The sequence below is a fragment of the Corallococcus sp. AB011P genome (assembly GCF_003611605.1).
Classification (GTDB): domain Bacteria; phylum Myxococcota; class Myxococcia; order Myxococcales; family Myxococcaceae; genus Corallococcus; species Corallococcus coralloides.
The window spans coordinates 1,006,811-1,024,104 of record NZ_RAVX01000001.1; the positions used below are offsets into that span (position 1 = coordinate 1,006,811).

Sequence of the window (17,294 nt, forward strand, 5' to 3'; positions counted from 1 at the left end):
GCCGGGCCCGCGGGGCGGCTACTTCGCCTTGGCGGGCGCGAAGTCGAAGGGCTTGTCCTGGGCGATGAGCATCACGCACTCGGCGTCCGGCGCGCACTGGTTGCGGTGCACCACCTTGCCGGGCTGGTCCCAGGTGCTGCCGGCCTCCACGGCGCCCGCTTCGGCGGCGCCCTCGCTGGTGTTCGTCATGCGGCCCTTCACCAGCACGCCGTGGTAGCCGGCGGAGTGGGTGTGCGGCCCCGAGTCGAACCCGGCGGGGAACTTCATCAGCAGGGCATACGGGCCCTTCTTCATGTCGCCCCAGAGCACGTGCACGGACGGGCCGCCGGGCATCATCTCCGTCCAGGTGAGCTTGTCATAGGCGGTCTGCTGGAACGCCGCGGACTCCTTGCCCCTGGCGGCGGCGAAGGTGAACGCGGAGACAACGACGGCGGCGGCGACGAGCTTGGGCAGGGTCTTCACGGGAGGCACTCCTCGGTGGAAGGAAACGCCGGGGAGGATGGCGGCGGACGGGGTCTGCGAAAATGCCCGTTTCCGCAGGACACCTCTGCGAAAGTGCTGACCATGCCCGAATGGAGCGACCTGCGGCACTTCCTGGCCATCGCGAGGGAGGGGAACCTCTCCGCGGCGGCGCGGCGGTTGAAGGTGGACCAGACCACGGTGGGCCGGCGCCTGGCCGTGCTGGAGAAGGAGCTGGGGGCGCGGCTCTTCGACCGGACGCCCACGGGCCTGCGGCCCACGGCGGTGGCGCTGCGCATCCTTCCGGCCGCGGAGGCGGTGGAGGCGGAGGCGCTGCGGGTGGAGCGGCTCGCCAGCGGCGAGGACCTGCGCCCCTCCGGGCCGGTGACGGTCACCGCGACGGACTCCTTCCTGGTCCACAACGTGATGCCGTGGCTGGCCGCGTTCCAGGAGCGCCATCCGGAGATCGAGTTGCAGCTGCTCTCCGGCTACGAGTCACTCTCCCTGGTGCGGCGCGAGGCGGACGTGGCCATCCGGCTGGTCCGGCCCCAGGAGGCGTCGCTGCGGGCCCGGAAGGTGGCTGCCATCGGGGTCGTGCCTTTCGCGTCGAAGGCGTACCTCGCCCGCCGGGGGCCGGTGCGCTTCGACACGGGGCTCCAGGGGCACTCGGTGGTGGGCTACGCGCAGGACTCGCGGCGCTGGCCGGAGTCGAAGTGGCTAGACGTGCACGCGGCGAAGGCCACCGTGGCGCTGCGGCTGACGTCCATCCTGGGACTGCTCCAGGCCGCGCGCGAGGGCCTGGGCGTGGCGCTGCTGCCGGCGTTCTTCGGCCACCTGCATCCGGAGCTGGTGCCCCTGCGTGACGCCCTGCCGGCGCTGGAGCGGACCGTGTGGCTGGTGTTCCACGAGGACCTGGCCCACAACGTGCGGGTGCGCGCGGTGGTGGACTTCCTGGCGGAGACCATCGGGAAGCAGGCGGAGGCGCTCGCGAAGCCTCCGGCCAGGTCCCGGAAGAAGCGCGCGCGGTGACGGGGCCGCGTCACCGCACGCCCGGGGTCACGGCGTGCCGAGCCGCTTGCCCCGGGCGAACTCCAGGCCCAGCAGATTGCCCCGGTGGTGGATGGGATCCAGCGTGACCTTCTGGATGCGCCAGCCCTCCGCGGCCGTCTTCACCATCTCATGCGTGTAGCGCCCCACCAGGGTCCACTCCTGGGGCACGCCGTTCATGGTGAAGAAGTGGGACACCTCCGCGTAGGCGTGCGCCGTGGCGTGCGTGGGGCTGGTGAACTCCGTGCGCACCGTGTTGGCGGTGGAGTGCTGCACGCGGGTGAAACACTCCAGCGCCTTGTTGCCGAACTGCGCCAGCACTGCGCGCGGCGCGGTGGAGGGAGGCACGCCCATGAAGCGGGAGTAGTCCGACGTCACCTCCGGGGCGAAGACCCGCTCCCACCGGGTCCAGTCACCCGTGTCCTTGCCATGGTCGATGGCCTGCCCGTACTCGGCCACCAGCTCCTGCACGGCAATCCAATCCAACGTGTACTCCAGGTTCTTCTCGCGCATCTCCGGCTGCCTTTCAGGAAGAGGGATGCACAGGCTTTCACTCTCCGTGGAGGGAGATCAACCCGAGGACGTGCTGCTCAGAGCGACGTGAAGGTGAACTCGACGTCGTCCGTGTCTTCCTTGCCGGTCTCCACGGTCACCTGGGGCTTCCAGCCGACCTGGATGGCGCCCTCGGCGGGCGCTCCCTGCCAGTCGAGCTCGAGGCGGTAGGTGACGTCGAGCTGGGAGGCGGAGTCCTCCATCGACACGGGGAACCCCAACTTCATGACGCCCGGCACATTCGGCGTCATGAGCACGAAGACGTACTCGCCCAGGACCTTGTCATCGCGCTCATCCACGATGCGGACGCGATGCCAGGGCCGAGGCCCCGTGCTGGTTTCCCCGGGCAGCTCCCAGCGGGGCTCCACCACGAAGGCGATGTCGACGAGGGACACCTCCACGCCGGAGCCCTTGCGGCCGGTGGCCTGCACGCGCAGCCGGGGATGGGCGCTGGGGGAAGAGGCGGTCAACGTGAGGGATTCAGCCGGGCCTTCCTTCATCACCCAATCCCTTTCGGGGACACAGGCGGAGGCCGTCAGCGTCAACAGCAGCAGCAGGGCATGGGCAGGGAGGGAGGGGCGCATGTGCGGTTCCATGTCAGGGGTCACGGCTCCGAAACGCTCACGCTCATGCCCTTGGGAAGGTCGGACGTGTTCAGCACGCGCGCCCGGGCGACTCCCGTCCACTCCAGCTCGACCGTGCCGGCGCCAGCGTCCGGTTGCAGCTCGATGGTCAGGTCCGTGCCCCATCCACACTCTGTTCCCAGCTCGCAGTTCGGATCCAGGTACGCGACGGTCTGCGCCGGCACCTCCGCCCCCGCTTCCAGCACGACGGAGTGCGCGGGCCAGGCGAAAGACTCCCCGGTCCGGGACAGCGAGACACGCATCCAGGGTTGCGCCGTCTGCGTGGGGTCCGCTGGCGTCCAACGCGCCTTCACCTGCACCGTCAGCTCCGCCTCGGCGGTCCTCGATGGCGCCTTCGGCACCGTGACCTTCACGGTGATGGGACGCGTGAGCCTGGGCGCCTCCGTCGTGAGGGTCAGGGGCGCGCTCGTGTAGGGCTCGGAGACGACGTCGGCGGACGTGCCTTCGGACGTGGCCACGACGCTGGCGCACGCGACCAACAGAATCAGCCGGGTGGCCCAACGACGCAGGCCGGGATTCGGAGGGGCTTCGCGGGAGAGGGACATGGTGCCCGGGCCCCTGAGCAAGCCCGATGCCAGGATGTCCCAGAGGGAACAGCTGTCCGGATCCGCCGTCCTTCCGGCCCGGGCGCGACACGCGTGTCACATCCTGGGCTCAGCGGTAGTGGACCGCGATGCGCTTCCCGTCGAGCAGGTGGATGTCGATGTCCATGTCGTAGATGCCGCGGAGCACGGCGGGCCGCATCAGCTCCTCCGGCGTCCCCTGGAAGGCGACCTTCCCGGCGCGCATGGCGATGACGTGGTCGGAGTAGCAGGAGGCGTAGTTGAGGTCGTGCAGCACCAGCACCACGCACTTGCCCAGCGTGTCCGCCGCGCGCCGCAGCTCCTTCATCATGGCCACGGCGTGTTTCATGTCCAGGCTGTTGAGGGGCTCGTCCAGGAGCACGTAGTGCGTGTCCTGGCACAGCACCATGGCCACGAAGGCGCGCTGGCGCTGGCCGCCGGACAGCTCGTCCAGGAAGCGGTGCGCGAGTGGCTCCAGGCCCAGGTGGTGGAGCGCCCCCTCCACGAAGGCGCGGTCCTCCACCGTGGGGCGGCCCTTGGAGTGCGGGTAGCGGCCGAACGTCACCAGGTCGCGCACGGTGAGCCGCGAGGTGACGGCGTTGTCCTGCCGCAGGATGGCCAGCCTGCGCGCCAGCGCGTCGCCGGGCGTGCGGACCACGTCCATGCCGTCCACCATCACCGTGCCCGAGGACAGCGGCAACAGGCGGCTCACCATGGACAGCAGGGTGGACTTGCCGGCGCCGTTGGGCCCGATGATGGACGTCACGCCCGTCTCCGGGAACTGGAGCGTGACGTCGTCCACCACCACGGCGTCTCCGTAGCGGCGGGACACGTTCCGGGCTTCGATCATCGCAGCACGCCTCGCATGAGCAGGGTGATGAACATCAGGCCGCCCAGGAACTCGATGATGACGCGCAGGTTGGCGCCAAAGGAGAAGACGCGCTCCAGCACGAGCTGACCGCCCAAGAGGCCAATCACCGCCAGGAACACGGCGGCCGGCAGCACGTGGGCGTGCCGGTGCGAGCGCACCAGCCCGTGCGCCAGGTTCGCCACCAGCAGCCCGAAGAAGGTCACCGGCCCCACCAGCGCAGTGGACACCGACACCAGCACCGCCACCACCGCCAGGAGCCGCGACACCGTGCGCCGGTGGTCCACGCCCAGGTTGATGGCCACGTCGCGCCCCAGGTTCATCACATCGCAGGTGCGCAGCAGGCTGAAGCCCAGGATGGATGCGCCCAGGGTCATCAGCGCGGAGACGATGAGCAGGTCCGAGTCCGGGTTGTTGAAGCTGGCGAAGAAGCGGTCCTGCAGGAAGTCGAACTCGCCCGGCGCGATGAGGCGCTGGAGGAAGCTGGACAGGCTGCGGAACAGCACGCCCAGCACCACGCCCGTGAGCAGCAGCAGGTGGACGCTGCGCCGGCCGCCCTCGAACAGCCAGCGGTGCAGCACCGCGGAGAAGGCCACCATGATGGCGACCTCCACCGTGAAGAGCAGCCTGGGGTCCAGGCTCGCCATGGTGCGCGAGCCCAGGAAGAAGAGCAGGCTCGTCTGCAGGAGCAGGTAGAGCGTGTCGAAGCCCATGATGGCGGGCGTCAGGACGCGGTTCTCCACCACGGTCTGGAACAGCACCGTGGAGACGGCGATGGCGTAGCCCACCAGCAGCACCGTGGCGACCTTGCGCGCGCGGAACGGCAGCACGAAGTCCCACTTGCCACCCGCGTCCACGGTCATGAACACCACCACGCAGAAGGTGGCCAGGCCCCCCAGGAGGAGCAGCCGCCGCTCATGGCCTTCCAGGCGCAGCGTGCTAGCCGACACGGTCGTCCCTCCGCAGCAGCAGGTGGAGGAAGAGGAGGCTGCCCACCACGCCCGCCACGGTGCCCACGGGAATCTCATAGGGCTGGCGCACCACCCGCCCCGCGATGTCGCACAGGAGCACGAAGCCCGCGCCCAGCACCGCCACCCATGGAATGGAGCGGCGCGCGTTGTCACCCACGATGAGGCTGACGACGTTGGGCACCACGAGCCCGATGAAGGGAATCATCCCCACGGTGGCCACCACTACCGCGGTGACCATGGCGACGATGGCCAGCCCCAGCGCCATGATGCGCGGGTGGCTCAAGCCCAGGTTGGTGGTGAAGGCCTCGCCCATGCCGGCGACGGTGAAGCGGTCGGCGACGACGTAGGCGATGACGGTCAGCACGAACGCGCCCCAGAGCAGCTCGTACCGGCCGCGCAGCACGCTGGAGAAGTCGCCCGTGGTCCAGGCCATCAGCGATTGCAGCAGGGAGAAGCGGTAGGCGAAGAACGTCGTCGCCGCGTCGAAGATGGCGCCCAGCACCAGCCCCACCACGGGCACGACGAGCGCCGAGCGCAGCGGAATGCGCCGGAGGATGAGCAGGAACAGCGCCGTGCCCGCCATGGCGAAGCCTGCGGCGACCGCCGTCCTGGCGAGGATGGGGAGGCCGGGGGCGAGCAGCGTGACGGCGAGCAGGCCCAGGCTCGCGGACTCCGCCGTGCCCGCCGTGAAGGGCTCCACGAAGCGGTTGCGCGCGAGCATCTGCATGATGAGGCCCGCCACGGCCAGGGACATGCCCGCCAGCACCAGGGCCAGCGTGCGTGGCACGCGGCTGATGACCAGCACCTGCACGGCGCGCTGGTGCTCCGACGGCGCCAGCAGCGCCTCCCACGACACGTGGCTCACGCCAATCAGCAGGCTGATGCCCGCGAGCACCAGCACCCCGAGCACGGCCACGGCGAGCAGGGGCAGGGGAGCCTCGGACCCGGGGAGTGCGAAGCCCGGCTCAGGGAGCGGGGGGCTGTCGGGGCTTCGCGTAGACATCGGAGATCTGCTCCATCAGGCGCCGCAGGGACTGGATGCCGCCGCCGATGAGGTAGGTGTTCGCCGGCTCCAGGTAGACGACCTGTCCCTGCTTCCAGGCCGTCGTCTGGTGCACCAGCTCGTTGTCCAAGAGCCGCTGCGCGCCGCCGCCCTCGCCAATGGCCGCGTCCCGGTCGATGACGAACAGCCAGTCCGGGTTGGTCTCCAGGATGAACTCCGAGCCCACGGCCTCCCCGTGCAGTGACGCCTTGAGCGACGGGGCCGCGGGCGGGATGCCGAAGGTGTCGTGCAGCACGCCGAAGCGCGAGCCCGGGCCATACGCGCTCATCCGGCCTCCGGACGTCAGCACGATGAGCCCCTTGCCCCGGCTGGCGGTGGTGCCCTTCAGCGTCGTGATGGACTGGTGCAGCGACTCCACCAGGGCGCGCGCCTGCTCCTCCTTGCCGAAGACGGCCGCCAGCCGCTGCGTGTTGCCCACCACGGTGTCCAGGAAGTGCGCGTCGTCCGTGGTCTGGTCGATGGTGGGCACGATGGCGGCGAGCTTCGTGTACCGGGCGCTGGAGCGGCCGCCGGTGATGACCAGGTCGGGCCGGGCGGCGTGCAGGGCCTCGTAGTCGGGCTCGAAGAGCGTCCCGTAGCGCGGGTACTTCTTCGCGTCCGCGTACTTCGCCAGCTGGCCGGGGAAGTACTCACCCGCCACGCCCTGCACGTCCACCCCCAGCACGTCCAGCGTGTCCAGCGCCGCCAGGTCGAACACCACGACCTGCTTCGGGTGCTCGGCCACGACGGTGCTGCCCTGCGCGTGGGCAATGGTCCGGCCCGCCCCTGGCGCGGGAGCCGGCGCCGCGCCCTCCGAGGGCACGGGCTCCGGGGCCGGAGCTCGCGGGCCCCACCAGAAGAAGACCGCGAGCGCGATGACCACGACCCCGATGAGGGCCGCGAGGAGGGGAGGGAACCGCCGGGGAGGGGTGCTCACGGGAAAGGCAATCCAGAGAGAGGTGATATCAAATGAAATTGATTTTCATTATCGAAGTTCGCGGTATAGCGGATCGCCGCTGGACGGTCAAAACCCATCGGCCTTGCGCGGCCCGGGTCTTCCCTGGAAGCTTGAATTTCAAGACTTCCATGGAGAGGCCTCATGAAGCCCGTCCGAGCCGTCCTGTTGTTGTCCCTCCTCACCACGACGTTCGCCGGGAGTGCGCTCGCGCAGGACAACTCGCGCACGCTGCTCATGCAGTGGCTGGCGGATCCGGACGTCTACAAGGAGAACGACGACCTGTTCTTCCTCACCGGCACGGGCAACGGGGTGTTGATTCCGCTGTATGAGTCCAACGACCTGACGGCGTTCCGCTTCAAGCGCGACTACAACCCGTCCGCGGCGGATCCAACCTACGACTACTGCTTCCTGTGGGCGCCGGACCTGAGCAAGGTGGGCAGCGTCTACCAGCTCCACTTCTCCGGCCACCGGGTGCCCAACGGCGCGGCGTGTCCTCCGGCGGGCCAGGAGGTGACGACCTTCGTCGCCACGGCGCCGGACCTGAACCTGGTCTTCGGTGTGCCCCAGCCCATCAACGCCAACACCACCTGGCCGCGCACCACCACCGGCACGGCGTGCCTGCCGCAGGGGTGCAACCGGAACATCCGCATCGACTCGGCGACGTTCAACGATGGCGCGGACCGCTGGCTCTTCTATGTCTGGTTCCAGAACGGCAACAACATCTCCTCGTTCAAGCTGGCCGCGCCCGGCACCGTCTACAACCACGCGGGCCCGGCGGTGTTCTCGACGCCGGCCTACGAGGAGGGCATCAACGAGGCGCCGGAGCTCTTCAAGCGCGACGGGCGCTACTACATGGTCTTCAGCGGCGGTTGGTACAACAGCCAGTACGCCATGTACTACGTGATGGCGGACTCCGTTCCGGAGCTCACGCGGGCGCGGGCGGTGCGGCGGCAGTCCCTGCCCTTGAAGAACTCCGCGGGCCGGCTGGTGCAGTCCCACGGCCACAACGTCATCGTCGAGCGGCGGGGCGAGTACTTCAACATCTTCCATCAGGGCGCCTTCGACAGCGCGGGCAACCTCACCTCACGCAGCACATACAAGCAGCGCGTCGCGTTCAAGCCGGACGGGGCGATGACGTCGCTCAACCAGGTGAACGTGCGCTGGAACCGGCTCGCGGGGTACAGCTACTCGCTGGACGTCGTGCTGAAGAATGGCTCGGTGGTGGGGCCGTGCACGTCCGTGGTGCTGCTGGGGCAGTCCAACAAGACGGTGTTCGACGGCGTTTGCCGCAGCGCCGGGGACCGCGTGGTGACGAAGGGGGAGATCGCCGCGTTCCGCCTCTTCTATTCCAACAACAACGTCTGGGGGCCCTCCGTGGAGAAGGCCTATGACGGCATCTCCGACGACGTGTCCCTGGAGCTGCCCGGCGGTGTCACGCCCTTCGTGGACCTGGAGTGGAGCGAGGAGGAGACGCTGGCGCAGTACTCCATCGACGTGCAGCGGCGGGACACGGGCGCGTGGATTGGCCCGTGCATCGGCGTGGGCGCCGTGAACAAGAGCCTGGCGTGGACCTACCAGGGGCGCTGCGACACGCCGGGCATCAACGTGCCGTTCTCCAACATCCAGGCCTTCCGCGTCTGCTCCGCGGTGAACGGCGACTGGGCCCATGCGCGCTGCGGCGCCGCCTCTTATGACGGCCGGGCCCTGCACTCGCGCATCAACATCCCCTAGGCTGGAAGCCCCATGTTCGACGCCATCACCTCCGACCCCGCGCTCCTCGTCCTCCTCATCGTCGTGGCGGGAGGGCTGGGCGTGGCGTTCGGACCGAAGGGTGGGCTGCTGGGGCTGTTGGGCGCCGGGCTGGATCGCGCGGAGTTGGAGAACGGAAGGGCCGGCGAGGCCACGGTGCTGGAGGTGCGGGACACCGCGATCCGCATCAACAAGCGCCCGGTCCTCCAACTGCTCCTGGAGGTTCACATCCCCGGCCGTGCTCCCTATCAGGCGCGGGTGAGCAAGCGTCTGCCGCCTCATTCGAGCACGGCCACCTGGGGGCCGGGGCTTCGGGTCCAGGTGATGGTGGACCCGATGAAGCCCCAGCGCGTCGTCATCACCGGCTTCGCGATGGCCGCCCCGGCCAGCCCGCCATCGCCCCCGGCGGATCCGGTCCGGGCAATGGAGGACCTGAAGCGCATGGCCGACGGCGGCCTCATCACCGAGCGCGAGTACGAGGAGAAGAAGGCGGAGATCCTCGGCCGCTTGTAGCGTCCGTGAAAGCGCCGGACTAGTCGTAGCCGCACATGAAGACGGAGAAGTGGGAGCTGCCCTTCACCTTGTAGTGGAGCTTCCGGAATCCCGTGTGCGCGGCCTCGATGGCGGGATGGGCCAGGATCCACTTCATCGTGGTGGGCACGTCGTCACAGGGCTCGCTGAACGTGTCGTTGAGTTCCTCCAGGAAGGCGGAGGCCCTCGCGTTGGTCTCGAGCGCCTCCCGGCGCAGACCCTCCACCTGCGCCCGGGTGCGGATCTCCCGCGTCTGCGGCTCGCTGAGCCAGGTGCTTCCGTCGGAGAAGCGCACGTCCAGCGCGAGCCGCGCGGTGCGCCTCGCCGTCGTGTCCAGCGTGACCTGGAGCGGCAGGCCGGGTTCGTGGGCGTTCTTCCCCATGGGAACTGGCGTCAGCCGCCGGAGCACCTGTCCCTGGGCATCCAGCTCCACGAGGGTCGCCTCGGTGGGGCGGGGGACGAGCTGGTGCGCGAACACCTTCATCTGGAGCGGGGTCGTGTCTCCCACGAGGAAGTCCTTGGGCTCCTCCAGGACCAGCGGCGGTTGGGCCGGCCCGGGCTGGGAGTGGAGATCGTCACAGCGCACGGTCAGCTTCACGTTGAAGTCGTGCTCCGCGGGAGGCCGTCCCTTGCAGGCCAGCTTGACGTGCAGGGTCTGCTGCAAGGCGGTGGGGGCGCCTTCACAGCGGAGCACCTGCTGCATGGGCCAGAGCGGCGGGGCCAGCTGGATGGGGCCTCCCGCCTGGGTGGCATCCTCGGGCCGCAGCGTGAGGTTCACGTTCCCCGCGGCGCTGCTCAGCTCCATCTTCTCCAGGCTGTCGCCACAGGTGTGCCGCAGCTCGATGCTCGGATGGAGCCAGAGGGGCGTTGCGCCGCCGCCGTCGATGCCGCTGAGCTTTCCCTTCATCACGTAGGCGGTGGTGTTCTGGCGGGCTTCGACCTGGGGCCGGCGCATGGCCTCCACGGCGAACTGCACGAGCCGCTGCTGGTAGCGGCTGGCCTGGTTTGGGGTCAGGCGCGCCTGCTGCGCGTCCGTGAGCGGCACGACCGGGAACGGGTTGTCGGGGAGGGGCTCCCGGCTCTTGAGGATGAGCTGGTCGGAGCCCCGCTTCGTCTCCACCTGGAGCCAGAGGGTCTCGGCGGGCTGGGGCGTCAGCGCGTCCTGCAGGTCGGTGGCGTCGAGCTGGGGCAGGGGCACCCGGGTGAAGCCCCTGGGTGGCTGGGTGATGCCTGTCACCTTCATGCCCTTCTGGAGTCCCGCCTCGGCGGCGACGCTCTTGGGCTCCACCCGGGTGACGGTGACCGTCTCACCATCCGAGCGGGCGGAGTAGCCCGCGGACTTCATCGTGACGGTGAACGGCGCCGCCGCGAACATCCAGGCGCCAGCGAACGCGGACAGCAGCGAGGCGAGGAACATGGGGAGCACGTTAGCGCGGTGCGAAGCGCTTCGCGGACCGCAGCTTCGCCTTCATGGCTTCCATGTCGCGGTTGCGCGGCGGGGCGGTGGTCACCAGCGAGTCCATCAGTCGTCGCGCTGTCTCGGTGATGTCCTCGACGGCGCGGTTGAAGGCCTCCTCGTTCGCCTTTGACGGAGCGCTGGCGCCGCTCAGCTTCCGCACGAACTGCAGGGCCGCCGCCCGGACCTCCGCGTCGGACGCGGGGGGCTCGAAGTTGAACAGCGTCTTGATGCTCCGGCACATGGCGGGTCCCTTCGCGTGAAGTGCCACCAGCGTACCCCACGCCCGCGTCCTCGCCTTCGGTGTGAACCCTATCGAATCAAATCTTGTGGGGATAAGCTGCCTAGCTGGATGTATCAGCAAGAAAGGACGAGCCTCATGAAGTTTGTATCGGGTGTGTTCGCGGCACTGGTCATCGCGACGATGGCGGCCTGCGGTGGCGTGGATTCCGGCGACGTGTCGGAGGAGGAGCTGGGGGAGGTCTCAGGCGCCCTGTCGACCTGTTCGACGACCTGCGCGTCGGGCGTGACGCTGTCGTGCTCGGGAAGTTCCTGCTCTTCCGTGGACGGCCAGTATGTGAATTGCAATGGCAACTTCCTGTCCTGTCCCGCGGATCCTCCGCCCGCCTGCACGCGCGCCAACTCGTGCACGTTCATTGACGGCACGTCGTGTCCCTCCTCCGGCACCTATCGGGATTGCTGTCTGAACGGGCTGCCCACGGGCAGCTGCTACTGCAAGTTCGACAACACCTGGACCTGCACCCTTCCCCCCGACGGGCCGTAATCACTGTTCCCTCTTCCTTCTCCCTGAAAGGTACTCCCAAGATGCGGAAGCTCTTCGCCGTTCCCGTGACCCTCTTCTCCTTCGCGCTGCTCGCCTGTGGCGCCAGTCCCGCCGCCGAGCCGCAGACCCCCGCCCCGACGCAGCAGGAGCAGGGCCTCAACGCCGTGGGCCAGGGCTGTTCGGCTGACACCCAGTGCGCGACGGGCCTGTGTTGGACGGAGGCGGACTCGTACCCGATCTACAATTCGCAGTGGATCCGCGCGGACCAGTGCACCGAGGAGTGTGGTGGCCCCAGCGACCACTCCTACTGCCAGCAGCTCGCCGCGGAGTTCAACGCGCCGTATCCCAATCAGGCGCGCTGCATCCCCGCGCGGGGCGTGTACGACAACTACCCGTACGACGACATCTTCTACGTCTGCGACCTCATCCCGGCGGGGCTGGGCAAGGTCCACTGGGCGGACTGACGGTCTGACCTACGCCGTCCGGAGCGGCTTGCTTCCGGACGGCGTGGGAGTCGTTCCCGTTGTTGCTTGCGAAGTGAAATCGATTTCAGGGGGACATCATGCGGCTCGATATCTTTTCGGAGATGCAGCACCCGAAGGAGCGCTGGAGCGGTCCGGACCACGAGCACCAGCTCATCCAGGAGACGCTGGAGCAGGCGCGGCTGGCGGACGAGATGGGCTACGGCGTCTGGTGGCAGGTGGAGCACCACACCGCCGTGGAGTTCAGCTACAGCTCCGCGCCGGAGATCATGCTCACCGCCATCGCGCGGAGCACGAAGAACCTGCACGTCGGACACTCGTCGGTGCTGGCGCCCACGCGCTTCAATCATCCCATCCGGGTCGCGGAGCGCGCGGCCTTCATCGACCACCTGAGCGGGGGCCGCTTCCAGCTGGGACTGGCGCGCAGCACCATCCCGGAGTGGCGCACCTTCAACATCGAGCCTGACTCCACTCGCGGGCAGATGCAGCAGGCCTTCGAGCTGATTCCGAAGCTGTGGACGCAGGACAAGGTGTCGTGGGACGGGCCGGACCTGCGGCTGAAAGACGTCAGCGTCATCCCGAAGCCGTACCGCAAGCCGCATCCGCCGCTGTGGCAGGCGTGCTCCAGCCCCGCGTCCTTCGAACAGGCGGGGCGCAACGGCGTGGGTGCGCTGGGCGTGACGCTCTGGGCCTCTCCAGAGGAGGTGGCGGAGATGATCCACATCTACCGCGAGGCCCTGCGCACGCGCTGCGAGCCGGTGGGCGCGTTCGTCAACGACCAGGTCGCCTTCTTCACGTTCGTGCACTGCGCGGACAGCGAGCGCGAGGCGATGGAGAACGGCGCCGCGAAGGCCGCTGCCTGGTACACCAGCGGGTCGTTCACCTTCTTCGAGGCGAAGGACGCCTTCGTGAAGACGGCCGCGGAGCTGGAGGTGCTGGCGAAGGACCCGGCGGGCGGCGGCCTGACGGGCCAGTACCTGCGCAAGAAGGACCCGAACGCGCCGCAGTCCCAGGCGCAGCGCCTCCTGGGCCGCATCATGGGCGGGGAGCAGGTTCCGGATGAGCAGGTCTGGGAGGTGCTGAGCGCGCAGGACTCGCTCATCGTTGGAACCCAGGAGCAGGTGCGCGCGGGGCTCAAGCGCTACCAGGCGCTGGGTATCGACGCGCTCATGTCCTTCCACCAGGTGGGCGCGCTGGCGCACGACAAGGTCCTGAAGAGCATCCGGCTCACGGGCGAGCTCATTCCGGAGTTCCGGACACCGGCGGCGCCGTAGGGCGCGAGGGGAGGGCAGGGGAGCGTGGAGGTCCAACACCCACGCTCCGCGCCACTTCTCCCGTGCGGCGGGACGGAGCAAGCTGACCTTCGTGTCCCGGCGCTCACAGCTGCTCCTCCTGCTCGGCGTGTCCGGGCTCCTGCACGCGGCGCTCCTCTTCGCGCTGTGGCGGAGCCCGTCTGCCCGCGTCCATCACGGGGAGCCGTCGCAGGTCGTCGAGATGGAGATCGTCACCCGGGACGCACGCCCCGCGCCGCCCGTGCCCCCCGTGCCAGAAGATGAGCCGCGGCCCCCGCGCTCGCCAGCGCGGCCGGCGGAGCGCGAACCCTCCACGCGCGCGCGGAAGGACGGAGCGCCAGCGCACCTGGCGGAGCGCGAGCCCTCCTCGCGCGCGGGGGAGAAGGACGAAGCGCCAGCTTCAGCCGAGGCTCCCGCGACCCCGGGGGATGCCTCTCCGGAGCCGCTCGCGGAGGCACCCTCCGAGCGCACATCACCTCCGGTCCGGGACGTCCCTCTCCAACTGGAACCACCCGGCCTGCTGGGCGGTGGGCTCCTGAAGGGGCCCCCGTCGACGGGGCGGACGATTCGCAACGTCCCTGGCTCGGAGCCGGACCCCAAGGCCCTGGCGGCCCGTGAGGCGGAGGAGGCGCGTCAGAAGGTGGATGGCTGGGCCAAGGATGCGACCGCGTCCTCGCGAGCCACGGGCGCGACGCCTCCCTACTTCGCGAAGCTGCGCCAGGGCTTCTCCGAGCGGCTGGTGAACCCGCCCCCTCCCAACACCGATGTGCTGGTCCGCCGGCTGAAGCGCGAGCAGCTGGAGTCCATCGAGCGCTTCGGCAAGACGGGCACTCCCTTCGCACCCCAGGCGCGCGACGTCCGCGGGGAGACGTCCGACCGGCTGCGCGCGGCCGTGGAGGCCGGGCGCGCGGCGAACGTCTACATGACCGACGTCACCGCCCCCGTGCTCGCGCTCGTCGCCATCGTGGAGGTGCGGCAGGCGCGCGATGGCAGCCTCATCGACCTCCAGGTGCTGGAGGGCTCCGGGGACCCGAAGTTCGACACCTGGGCGGTGTCCCACCTGCGGGATGCGCTCGCCAGCGCGGAGCCTCCCACGGACGGCGGCGTGGGCATCCGCGAGGACGGGATGCGGACCCGCTGGCGGTTGGAGGAGTACCTCGGCAACCCCCGCGTGCGGGTCCACCTCATCTCCATCTACTGATTCATTGCGTTCCAATGCCGCCGAGGCGGTCGCCCGTCGCGGCATCCAACACGAGAAGGTTGCCCCACAGCGGGACATACACGCGGCCCTCCCGGACCCAGAGGACCGTCAGCATGGAGCTGAAATGGGACTCGGGCAGGGCCACGTCCCAGGCCACGGCGCCGGTGCGCAGGTCGCGCCGGATGAGGTGCGTGCCGCCCTTCTCCAGCTGATAGACGACGTACACGGCGTCCTTCGTGATCTCCCCCACCTCCGGCGCGGTGTCCCGCAGGAGGAGCGGATCCTTCTCCGACACGGTGTCGTGCCACAGCGGCTTGCGGTTGCCCGGCGCGTACAGCGCCACCAGGGGCACCTGCGTCCCCGGCCACCGCGTGCCCAGCGCCAGCGTGTAGCCGTCCGTGCGGAGGAGGTACTTCGTGGAGAAGCCGCGGATGTCGGAGGGCGGGTAGCTGGAGCGCTCGCAGGTGGTGGGGTGCTCCGGCGGCCGGCTCATGTTGCACGTCTGCGGGCTCAAGGGCGGAGTGGCGCAGCCCCTCGGCGCGCGGGGCGCGGGCTTCGCGGTGGCCGTGCGCGTGTCGAAGAGCAGGTGCTGGTGGTCCACCACCTCCACCCAGACGGACGTCGTGTCCCCGGGCGGGATGCACAGCCTGCGCGGTGAGTCCGTCAGCGGCACGCGCCCCAGCCGCTTGCCGGTCTCCAGCTCCAGCAGGTTCACCGTGCGCTGCTCGCTCATCACCAGCCGGCCGTTCTGGGCGATGACCTTCGTGTAGCGGGAGGCGTCCGGCCCCTCCGAAGGCGACGACTCCCAGAGCTTCTGGAACGTCCGGCCGTCGAACGCGGCGATGTACTCACGGGGAGCCGTGCCTTCGTAGCGGCGCACGTGGCCGACGATGTCCTCCGTCCCATCGCCGTTGACGTCCACGAACGCAGGCGCGCCCCGCTCCAGCCACTCGATTCGCTCGGGGGCGGGCTTGGGAGGCTCGGGTGGAGGCCCGGGGACGACCGGAGGCGCGACGGGGACGACGGCCGCGGGAGGCGGGGTGGGAATGGGCTCGGGTGTGTCCGGGCCTCCCGAAGCCAAGGCGAACACCGCGCCCATGACCCCCATCAGGACCATCACCGCGACGCCCGCGAGCATCGGCAGGACATGCCGGTTCGCCTGGGCGGGGGGCGGCGGCGCGCGCGGGCGGGGATGCACCGGAAGCGGGCCATCCAGGTCGAAGGCGTGGCCGCAGTAGCCGCAGACGTAGTGTGTCTTGGCTGTCTGGGGCGTGAAGGGCGCGTTGCAGTGGGGACAGCGCGAAGCTCTGGGCCGGGCCATGACACCGGGTGTAGCACTCCGCGCACACGAGGTGGCTGAAACACGAAAGCCCCCTCCCTCCGCGAAGGGAGGAAGAGGGCTTTGCGCGCTCACGCCGGTGTCAGGCGACGGCTACGGCACCGTGGCCTTCAGGGCGACGCCCGTGTACGCGGAATAGCCGCGCACGGAGACGTACCAGGTGCCGGCCGCGGGGGCGGTGATGGTGCAGGACTCCGCGTTGCCGCTGAGGTACGGGCGGCAGTTGTACGCCGTCGTCGTGGGCTGCGAGCCCTGGCGCACGTAGAGGTCCGCGTCACCCGTGCCGCCGGACTGCTCCACCGTCAGGGTGGTGGCGCCCGCGGGGACGGTGATGGCGTAGTGCTTGAAGGAGCTGGCCGCGCCGGAGATGCCGGTCTGGTTCAGCAGCGTCTGCGTCGGCTGCTGCGGGGCGTTGATGGTGCTGGTGATCCAGCTCTCGAAGAACGACACGCGGCCGTACATGCCCGCGTACGCCGCGTCGGCGCAGCCGTAGCCCCAGCTCACGATGCCCGCGAGCACGCGGTTGCTGCCCTTGAGGACGGTGAGGGGACCGCCGCTGTCACCCTGGCAGGAGTCCTTGCCCGGGGCCTTCGCGCCCAGCTGGTCCGCGGTGATGACCTCTTCGCCCTGGTAGTCGGCCTGCGCGGCGGCGTTGCTGATGATGTTCACGTCCACCGTCTGGAGCGTGGACGGCAGCGAGGAGGAGCCGCTGGACAGCGTGCCCCAGCCCGTGACGCGCGCCACGGCGCCGACGCCGCCCACGCCCGACGCCTCGTCCGCCGCCGTGACCAGCGGGATGGCCTTCGCGTTCGCGCCGCTCAGGTCCAGCGGCGAGGACAGCTTGAGGAGCGCCGCGTCCTTGCCGATGTTCGCGTCCACGTAGCCCGGGTACACGACCACCTGGGACACGGTGCGGATCTGCCCGCCGGTGGTGGAGGTGCGGTTGGTGATGCCCGCCACGATGCGGCCCGGCTTGGAGATGGAGCCGCCCGAGTTCACGCAGTGCTGCGCGGTGAGGATCCAGCTCTCGTTGATGATGGAGCCGCCGCAGAAGTGGCTGCCGCCGCTGCTCTGCAGCGACACCTGCCAGGGGTTCACCGCGATGGTGGTCGCCGTGCCGCCGACGATCTCCTGGGTGGTGGCGGCGGGAGCCGGCGTCTCCGGCTGCGTCTGCTTCTCTTCCGTGGTCTGGGGACCGCAACCGACGACCAGCAGCGACACCGCGCTGGCCGCAGTCCAGCGACGCACCATCCGAGCCGAAATCATGTGAACCCCGTTTTAAATGGAAGTTATGAGGCGACGGGATTCTGGAGGAATCCAGGACTCGTTGTAAATGCCCTGGCCGACGATTTATCG

Annotated in this window: 19 protein-coding genes; 7 read left to right on the plus strand and 12 right to left on the minus strand. The window is 69.5% G+C overall.

Annotated elements, in window-relative coordinates; all coding sequences use genetic code 11:
- Positions 1 to 18: 18 nt before the first annotated feature.
- Positions 19 to 462: a DUF4437 domain-containing protein gene (locus tag D7X30_RS04370; RefSeq protein WP_120561518.1), complete on the minus strand. Its 444-nt coding sequence runs from the start codon at positions 460 to 462 to the stop codon at positions 19 to 21.
- A 102-nt stretch (positions 463 to 564) separates the two neighbouring features.
- On the opposite strand from D7X30_RS04370, the gene D7X30_RS04375 reads away from it, so the two are divergent.
- A complete protein-coding gene (locus tag D7X30_RS04375; protein WP_147443101.1) occupies positions 565 to 1,488 on the plus strand; it encodes a LysR family transcriptional regulator in 924 nt (307 codons plus the stop codon).
- A 27-nt stretch (positions 1,489 to 1,515) separates the two neighbouring features.
- Here the strand turns inward: D7X30_RS04375 and D7X30_RS04380 are convergent, their stop codons facing one another.
- The 7 genes from D7X30_RS04380 to D7X30_RS04410 form a co-directional block, all read right to left on the minus strand.
- The gene (locus D7X30_RS04380) at positions 1,516 to 2,019 is read right to left on the minus strand and encodes a nuclear transport factor 2 family protein (RefSeq protein WP_120561520.1); all 504 of its coding nucleotides are present in this window, start codon (positions 2,017 to 2,019) and stop codon (positions 1,516 to 1,518) included.
- 77 nt (positions 2,020 to 2,096) lie between these two features.
- Positions 2,097 to 2,642, minus strand: coding sequence for a hypothetical protein (locus tag D7X30_RS04385; RefSeq protein WP_120561521.1), 546 nt, complete (start codon positions 2,640 to 2,642; stop codon positions 2,097 to 2,099).
- Between the two features lie 20 nt (positions 2,643 to 2,662).
- Positions 2,663 to 3,247, minus strand: a complete 585-nt coding sequence (locus D7X30_RS04390; protein WP_147443102.1) for a hypothetical protein — start codon at positions 3,245 to 3,247, stop codon at positions 2,663 to 2,665.
- A gap of 109 nt (positions 3,248 to 3,356) precedes the next feature.
- Positions 3,357 to 4,115 (minus strand): ABC transporter ATP-binding protein, encoded by a 759-nt coding sequence (locus D7X30_RS04395; RefSeq protein ID WP_120561523.1) that lies wholly within the window; start codon positions 4,113 to 4,115, stop codon positions 3,357 to 3,359.
- Positions 4,112 to 5,083, minus strand: a complete 972-nt coding sequence (locus tag D7X30_RS04400) for an iron chelate uptake ABC transporter family permease subunit (RefSeq protein WP_120561524.1) — start codon at positions 5,081 to 5,083, stop codon at positions 4,112 to 4,114. The genes D7X30_RS04395 and D7X30_RS04400 overlap by 4 nt, the downstream gene beginning before the upstream one ends.
- Positions 5,073 to 6,107: an ABC transporter permease gene (locus tag D7X30_RS04405; RefSeq protein ID WP_233591371.1), complete on the minus strand. Its 1,035-nt coding sequence runs from the start codon at positions 6,105 to 6,107 to the stop codon at positions 5,073 to 5,075. The genes D7X30_RS04400 and D7X30_RS04405 overlap by 11 nt, the downstream gene beginning before the upstream one ends.
- Positions 6,070 to 7,083 carry a siderophore ABC transporter substrate-binding protein gene (locus D7X30_RS04410; RefSeq protein ID WP_120561525.1) on the minus strand — a complete coding sequence of 338 codons (1,014 nt, stop codon included), beginning with the start codon at positions 7,081 to 7,083 and terminating at the stop codon, positions 6,070 to 6,072. The genes D7X30_RS04405 and D7X30_RS04410 overlap by 38 nt, the downstream gene beginning before the upstream one ends.
- A gap of 162 nt (positions 7,084 to 7,245) precedes the next feature.
- Here D7X30_RS04410 and D7X30_RS04415 point away from each other — a divergent pair, with 162 nt between their 5' ends.
- Positions 7,246 to 8,835: a family 43 glycosylhydrolase gene (locus D7X30_RS04415; RefSeq protein WP_120561526.1), complete on the plus strand. Its 1,590-nt coding sequence runs from the start codon at positions 7,246 to 7,248 to the stop codon at positions 8,833 to 8,835.
- A 12-nt stretch (positions 8,836 to 8,847) separates the two neighbouring features.
- Positions 8,848 to 9,366, plus strand: coding sequence for an SHOCT domain-containing protein (locus D7X30_RS04420; RefSeq protein WP_120561527.1), 519 nt, complete (start codon positions 8,848 to 8,850; stop codon positions 9,364 to 9,366).
- Between the two features lie 19 nt (positions 9,367 to 9,385).
- Here the strand turns inward: D7X30_RS04420 and D7X30_RS04425 are convergent, their stop codons facing one another.
- Both D7X30_RS04425 and D7X30_RS04430 read right to left on the minus strand, forming a co-directional pair.
- A complete protein-coding gene (locus tag D7X30_RS04425; RefSeq protein ID WP_147443103.1) occupies positions 9,386 to 10,801 on the minus strand; it encodes a PDZ domain-containing protein in 1,416 nt (471 codons plus the stop codon).
- A gap of 10 nt (positions 10,802 to 10,811) precedes the next feature.
- Entirely contained in the window at positions 10,812 to 11,084 is a 273-nt protein-coding gene (locus tag D7X30_RS04430; RefSeq protein ID WP_120561529.1) for a DUF2277 domain-containing protein, read from the minus strand.
- Between the two features lie 135 nt (positions 11,085 to 11,219).
- Between D7X30_RS04430 and D7X30_RS04435 the strand changes: the two genes are divergently transcribed.
- The 4 genes from D7X30_RS04435 to D7X30_RS04450 all read left to right on the plus strand — a co-directional run bounded on the left by D7X30_RS04435 (position 11,220) and on the right by D7X30_RS04450 (position 14,599).
- Positions 11,220 to 11,624 (plus strand): hypothetical protein, encoded by a 405-nt coding sequence (locus tag D7X30_RS04435; protein ID WP_147443104.1) that lies wholly within the window; start codon positions 11,220 to 11,222, stop codon positions 11,622 to 11,624.
- A 41-nt stretch (positions 11,625 to 11,665) separates the two neighbouring features.
- The gene (locus D7X30_RS04440) at positions 11,666 to 12,088 is read left to right on the plus strand and encodes a hypothetical protein (RefSeq protein WP_120561531.1); all 423 of its coding nucleotides are present in this window, start codon (positions 11,666 to 11,668) and stop codon (positions 12,086 to 12,088) included.
- 98 nt (positions 12,089 to 12,186) lie between these two features.
- A complete protein-coding gene (locus tag D7X30_RS04445; RefSeq protein WP_120561532.1) occupies positions 12,187 to 13,380 on the plus strand; it encodes an LLM class flavin-dependent oxidoreductase in 1,194 nt (397 codons plus the stop codon).
- A gap of 91 nt (positions 13,381 to 13,471) precedes the next feature.
- Positions 13,472 to 14,599: a ferrichrome ABC transporter substrate-binding protein gene (locus tag D7X30_RS04450; protein ID WP_199724161.1), complete on the plus strand. Its 1,128-nt coding sequence runs from the start codon at positions 13,472 to 13,474 to the stop codon at positions 14,597 to 14,599.
- A gap of 1 nt (position 14,600) precedes the next feature.
- Here D7X30_RS04450 and D7X30_RS04455 read toward each other — a convergent pair whose 3' ends face one another.
- Positions 14,601 to 15,920 carry a hypothetical protein gene (locus D7X30_RS04455; protein ID WP_120561534.1) on the minus strand — a complete coding sequence of 440 codons (1,320 nt, stop codon included), beginning with the start codon at positions 15,918 to 15,920 and terminating at the stop codon, positions 14,601 to 14,603.
- A 111-nt stretch (positions 15,921 to 16,031) separates the two neighbouring features.
- Positions 16,032 to 17,189, minus strand: a complete 1,158-nt coding sequence (locus tag D7X30_RS04460; RefSeq protein WP_233591372.1) for a trypsin-like serine protease — start codon at positions 17,187 to 17,189, stop codon at positions 16,032 to 16,034.
- Positions 17,190 to 17,294: the final 105 nt, after the last annotated feature.

Excerpts from the sequence above, each read along its gene's own strand:
- D7X30_RS04375 (WP_147443101.1), top strand. The coding sequence starts at position 565 with ATGCCCGAATGGAGCGACCTGCGGCACTTCCTGGCCATCGCGAGGGAG.
- D7X30_RS04380 (WP_120561520.1), bottom strand. The coding sequence starts at position 2,019 with ATGCGCGAGAAGAACCTGGAGTACACGTTGGATTGGATTGCCGTGCAG.
- D7X30_RS04385 (WP_120561521.1), bottom strand. The coding sequence starts at position 2,642 with ATGCGCCCCTCCCTCCCTGCCCATGCCCTGCTGCTGCTGTTGACGCTG.
- D7X30_RS04390 (WP_147443102.1), bottom strand. The coding sequence starts at position 3,247 with ATGTCCCTCTCCCGCGAAGCCCCTCCGAATCCCGGCCTGCGTCGTTGG.
- D7X30_RS04395 (WP_120561523.1), bottom strand. The coding sequence starts at position 4,115 with ATGATCGAAGCCCGGAACGTGTCCCGCCGCTACGGAGACGCCGTGGTG.
- D7X30_RS04405 (WP_233591371.1), bottom strand. The coding sequence starts at position 6,107 with ATGTCTACGCGAAGCCCCGACAGCCCCCCGCTCCCTGAGCCGGGCTTC.
- D7X30_RS04415 (WP_120561526.1), top strand. The coding sequence starts at position 7,246 with ATGAAGCCCGTCCGAGCCGTCCTGTTGTTGTCCCTCCTCACCACGACG.
- D7X30_RS04420 (WP_120561527.1), top strand. The coding sequence starts at position 8,848 with ATGTTCGACGCCATCACCTCCGACCCCGCGCTCCTCGTCCTCCTCATC.
- D7X30_RS04425 (WP_147443103.1), bottom strand. The coding sequence starts at position 10,801 with ATGTTCCTCGCCTCGCTGCTGTCCGCGTTCGCTGGCGCCTGGATGTTC.
- D7X30_RS04430 (WP_120561529.1), bottom strand. The coding sequence starts at position 11,084 with ATGTGCCGGAGCATCAAGACGCTGTTCAACTTCGAGCCCCCCGCGTCC.
- D7X30_RS04435 (WP_147443104.1), top strand. The coding sequence starts at position 11,220 with ATGAAGTTTGTATCGGGTGTGTTCGCGGCACTGGTCATCGCGACGATG.
- D7X30_RS04440 (WP_120561531.1), top strand. The coding sequence starts at position 11,666 with ATGCGGAAGCTCTTCGCCGTTCCCGTGACCCTCTTCTCCTTCGCGCTG.
- D7X30_RS04445 (WP_120561532.1), top strand. The coding sequence starts at position 12,187 with ATGCGGCTCGATATCTTTTCGGAGATGCAGCACCCGAAGGAGCGCTGG.
- D7X30_RS04455 (WP_120561534.1), bottom strand. The coding sequence starts at position 15,920 with ATGGCCCGGCCCAGAGCTTCGCGCTGTCCCCACTGCAACGCGCCCTTC.
- D7X30_RS04460 (WP_233591372.1), bottom strand. The coding sequence starts at position 17,189 with ATGGTGCGTCGCTGGACTGCGGCCAGCGCGGTGTCGCTGCTGGTCGTC.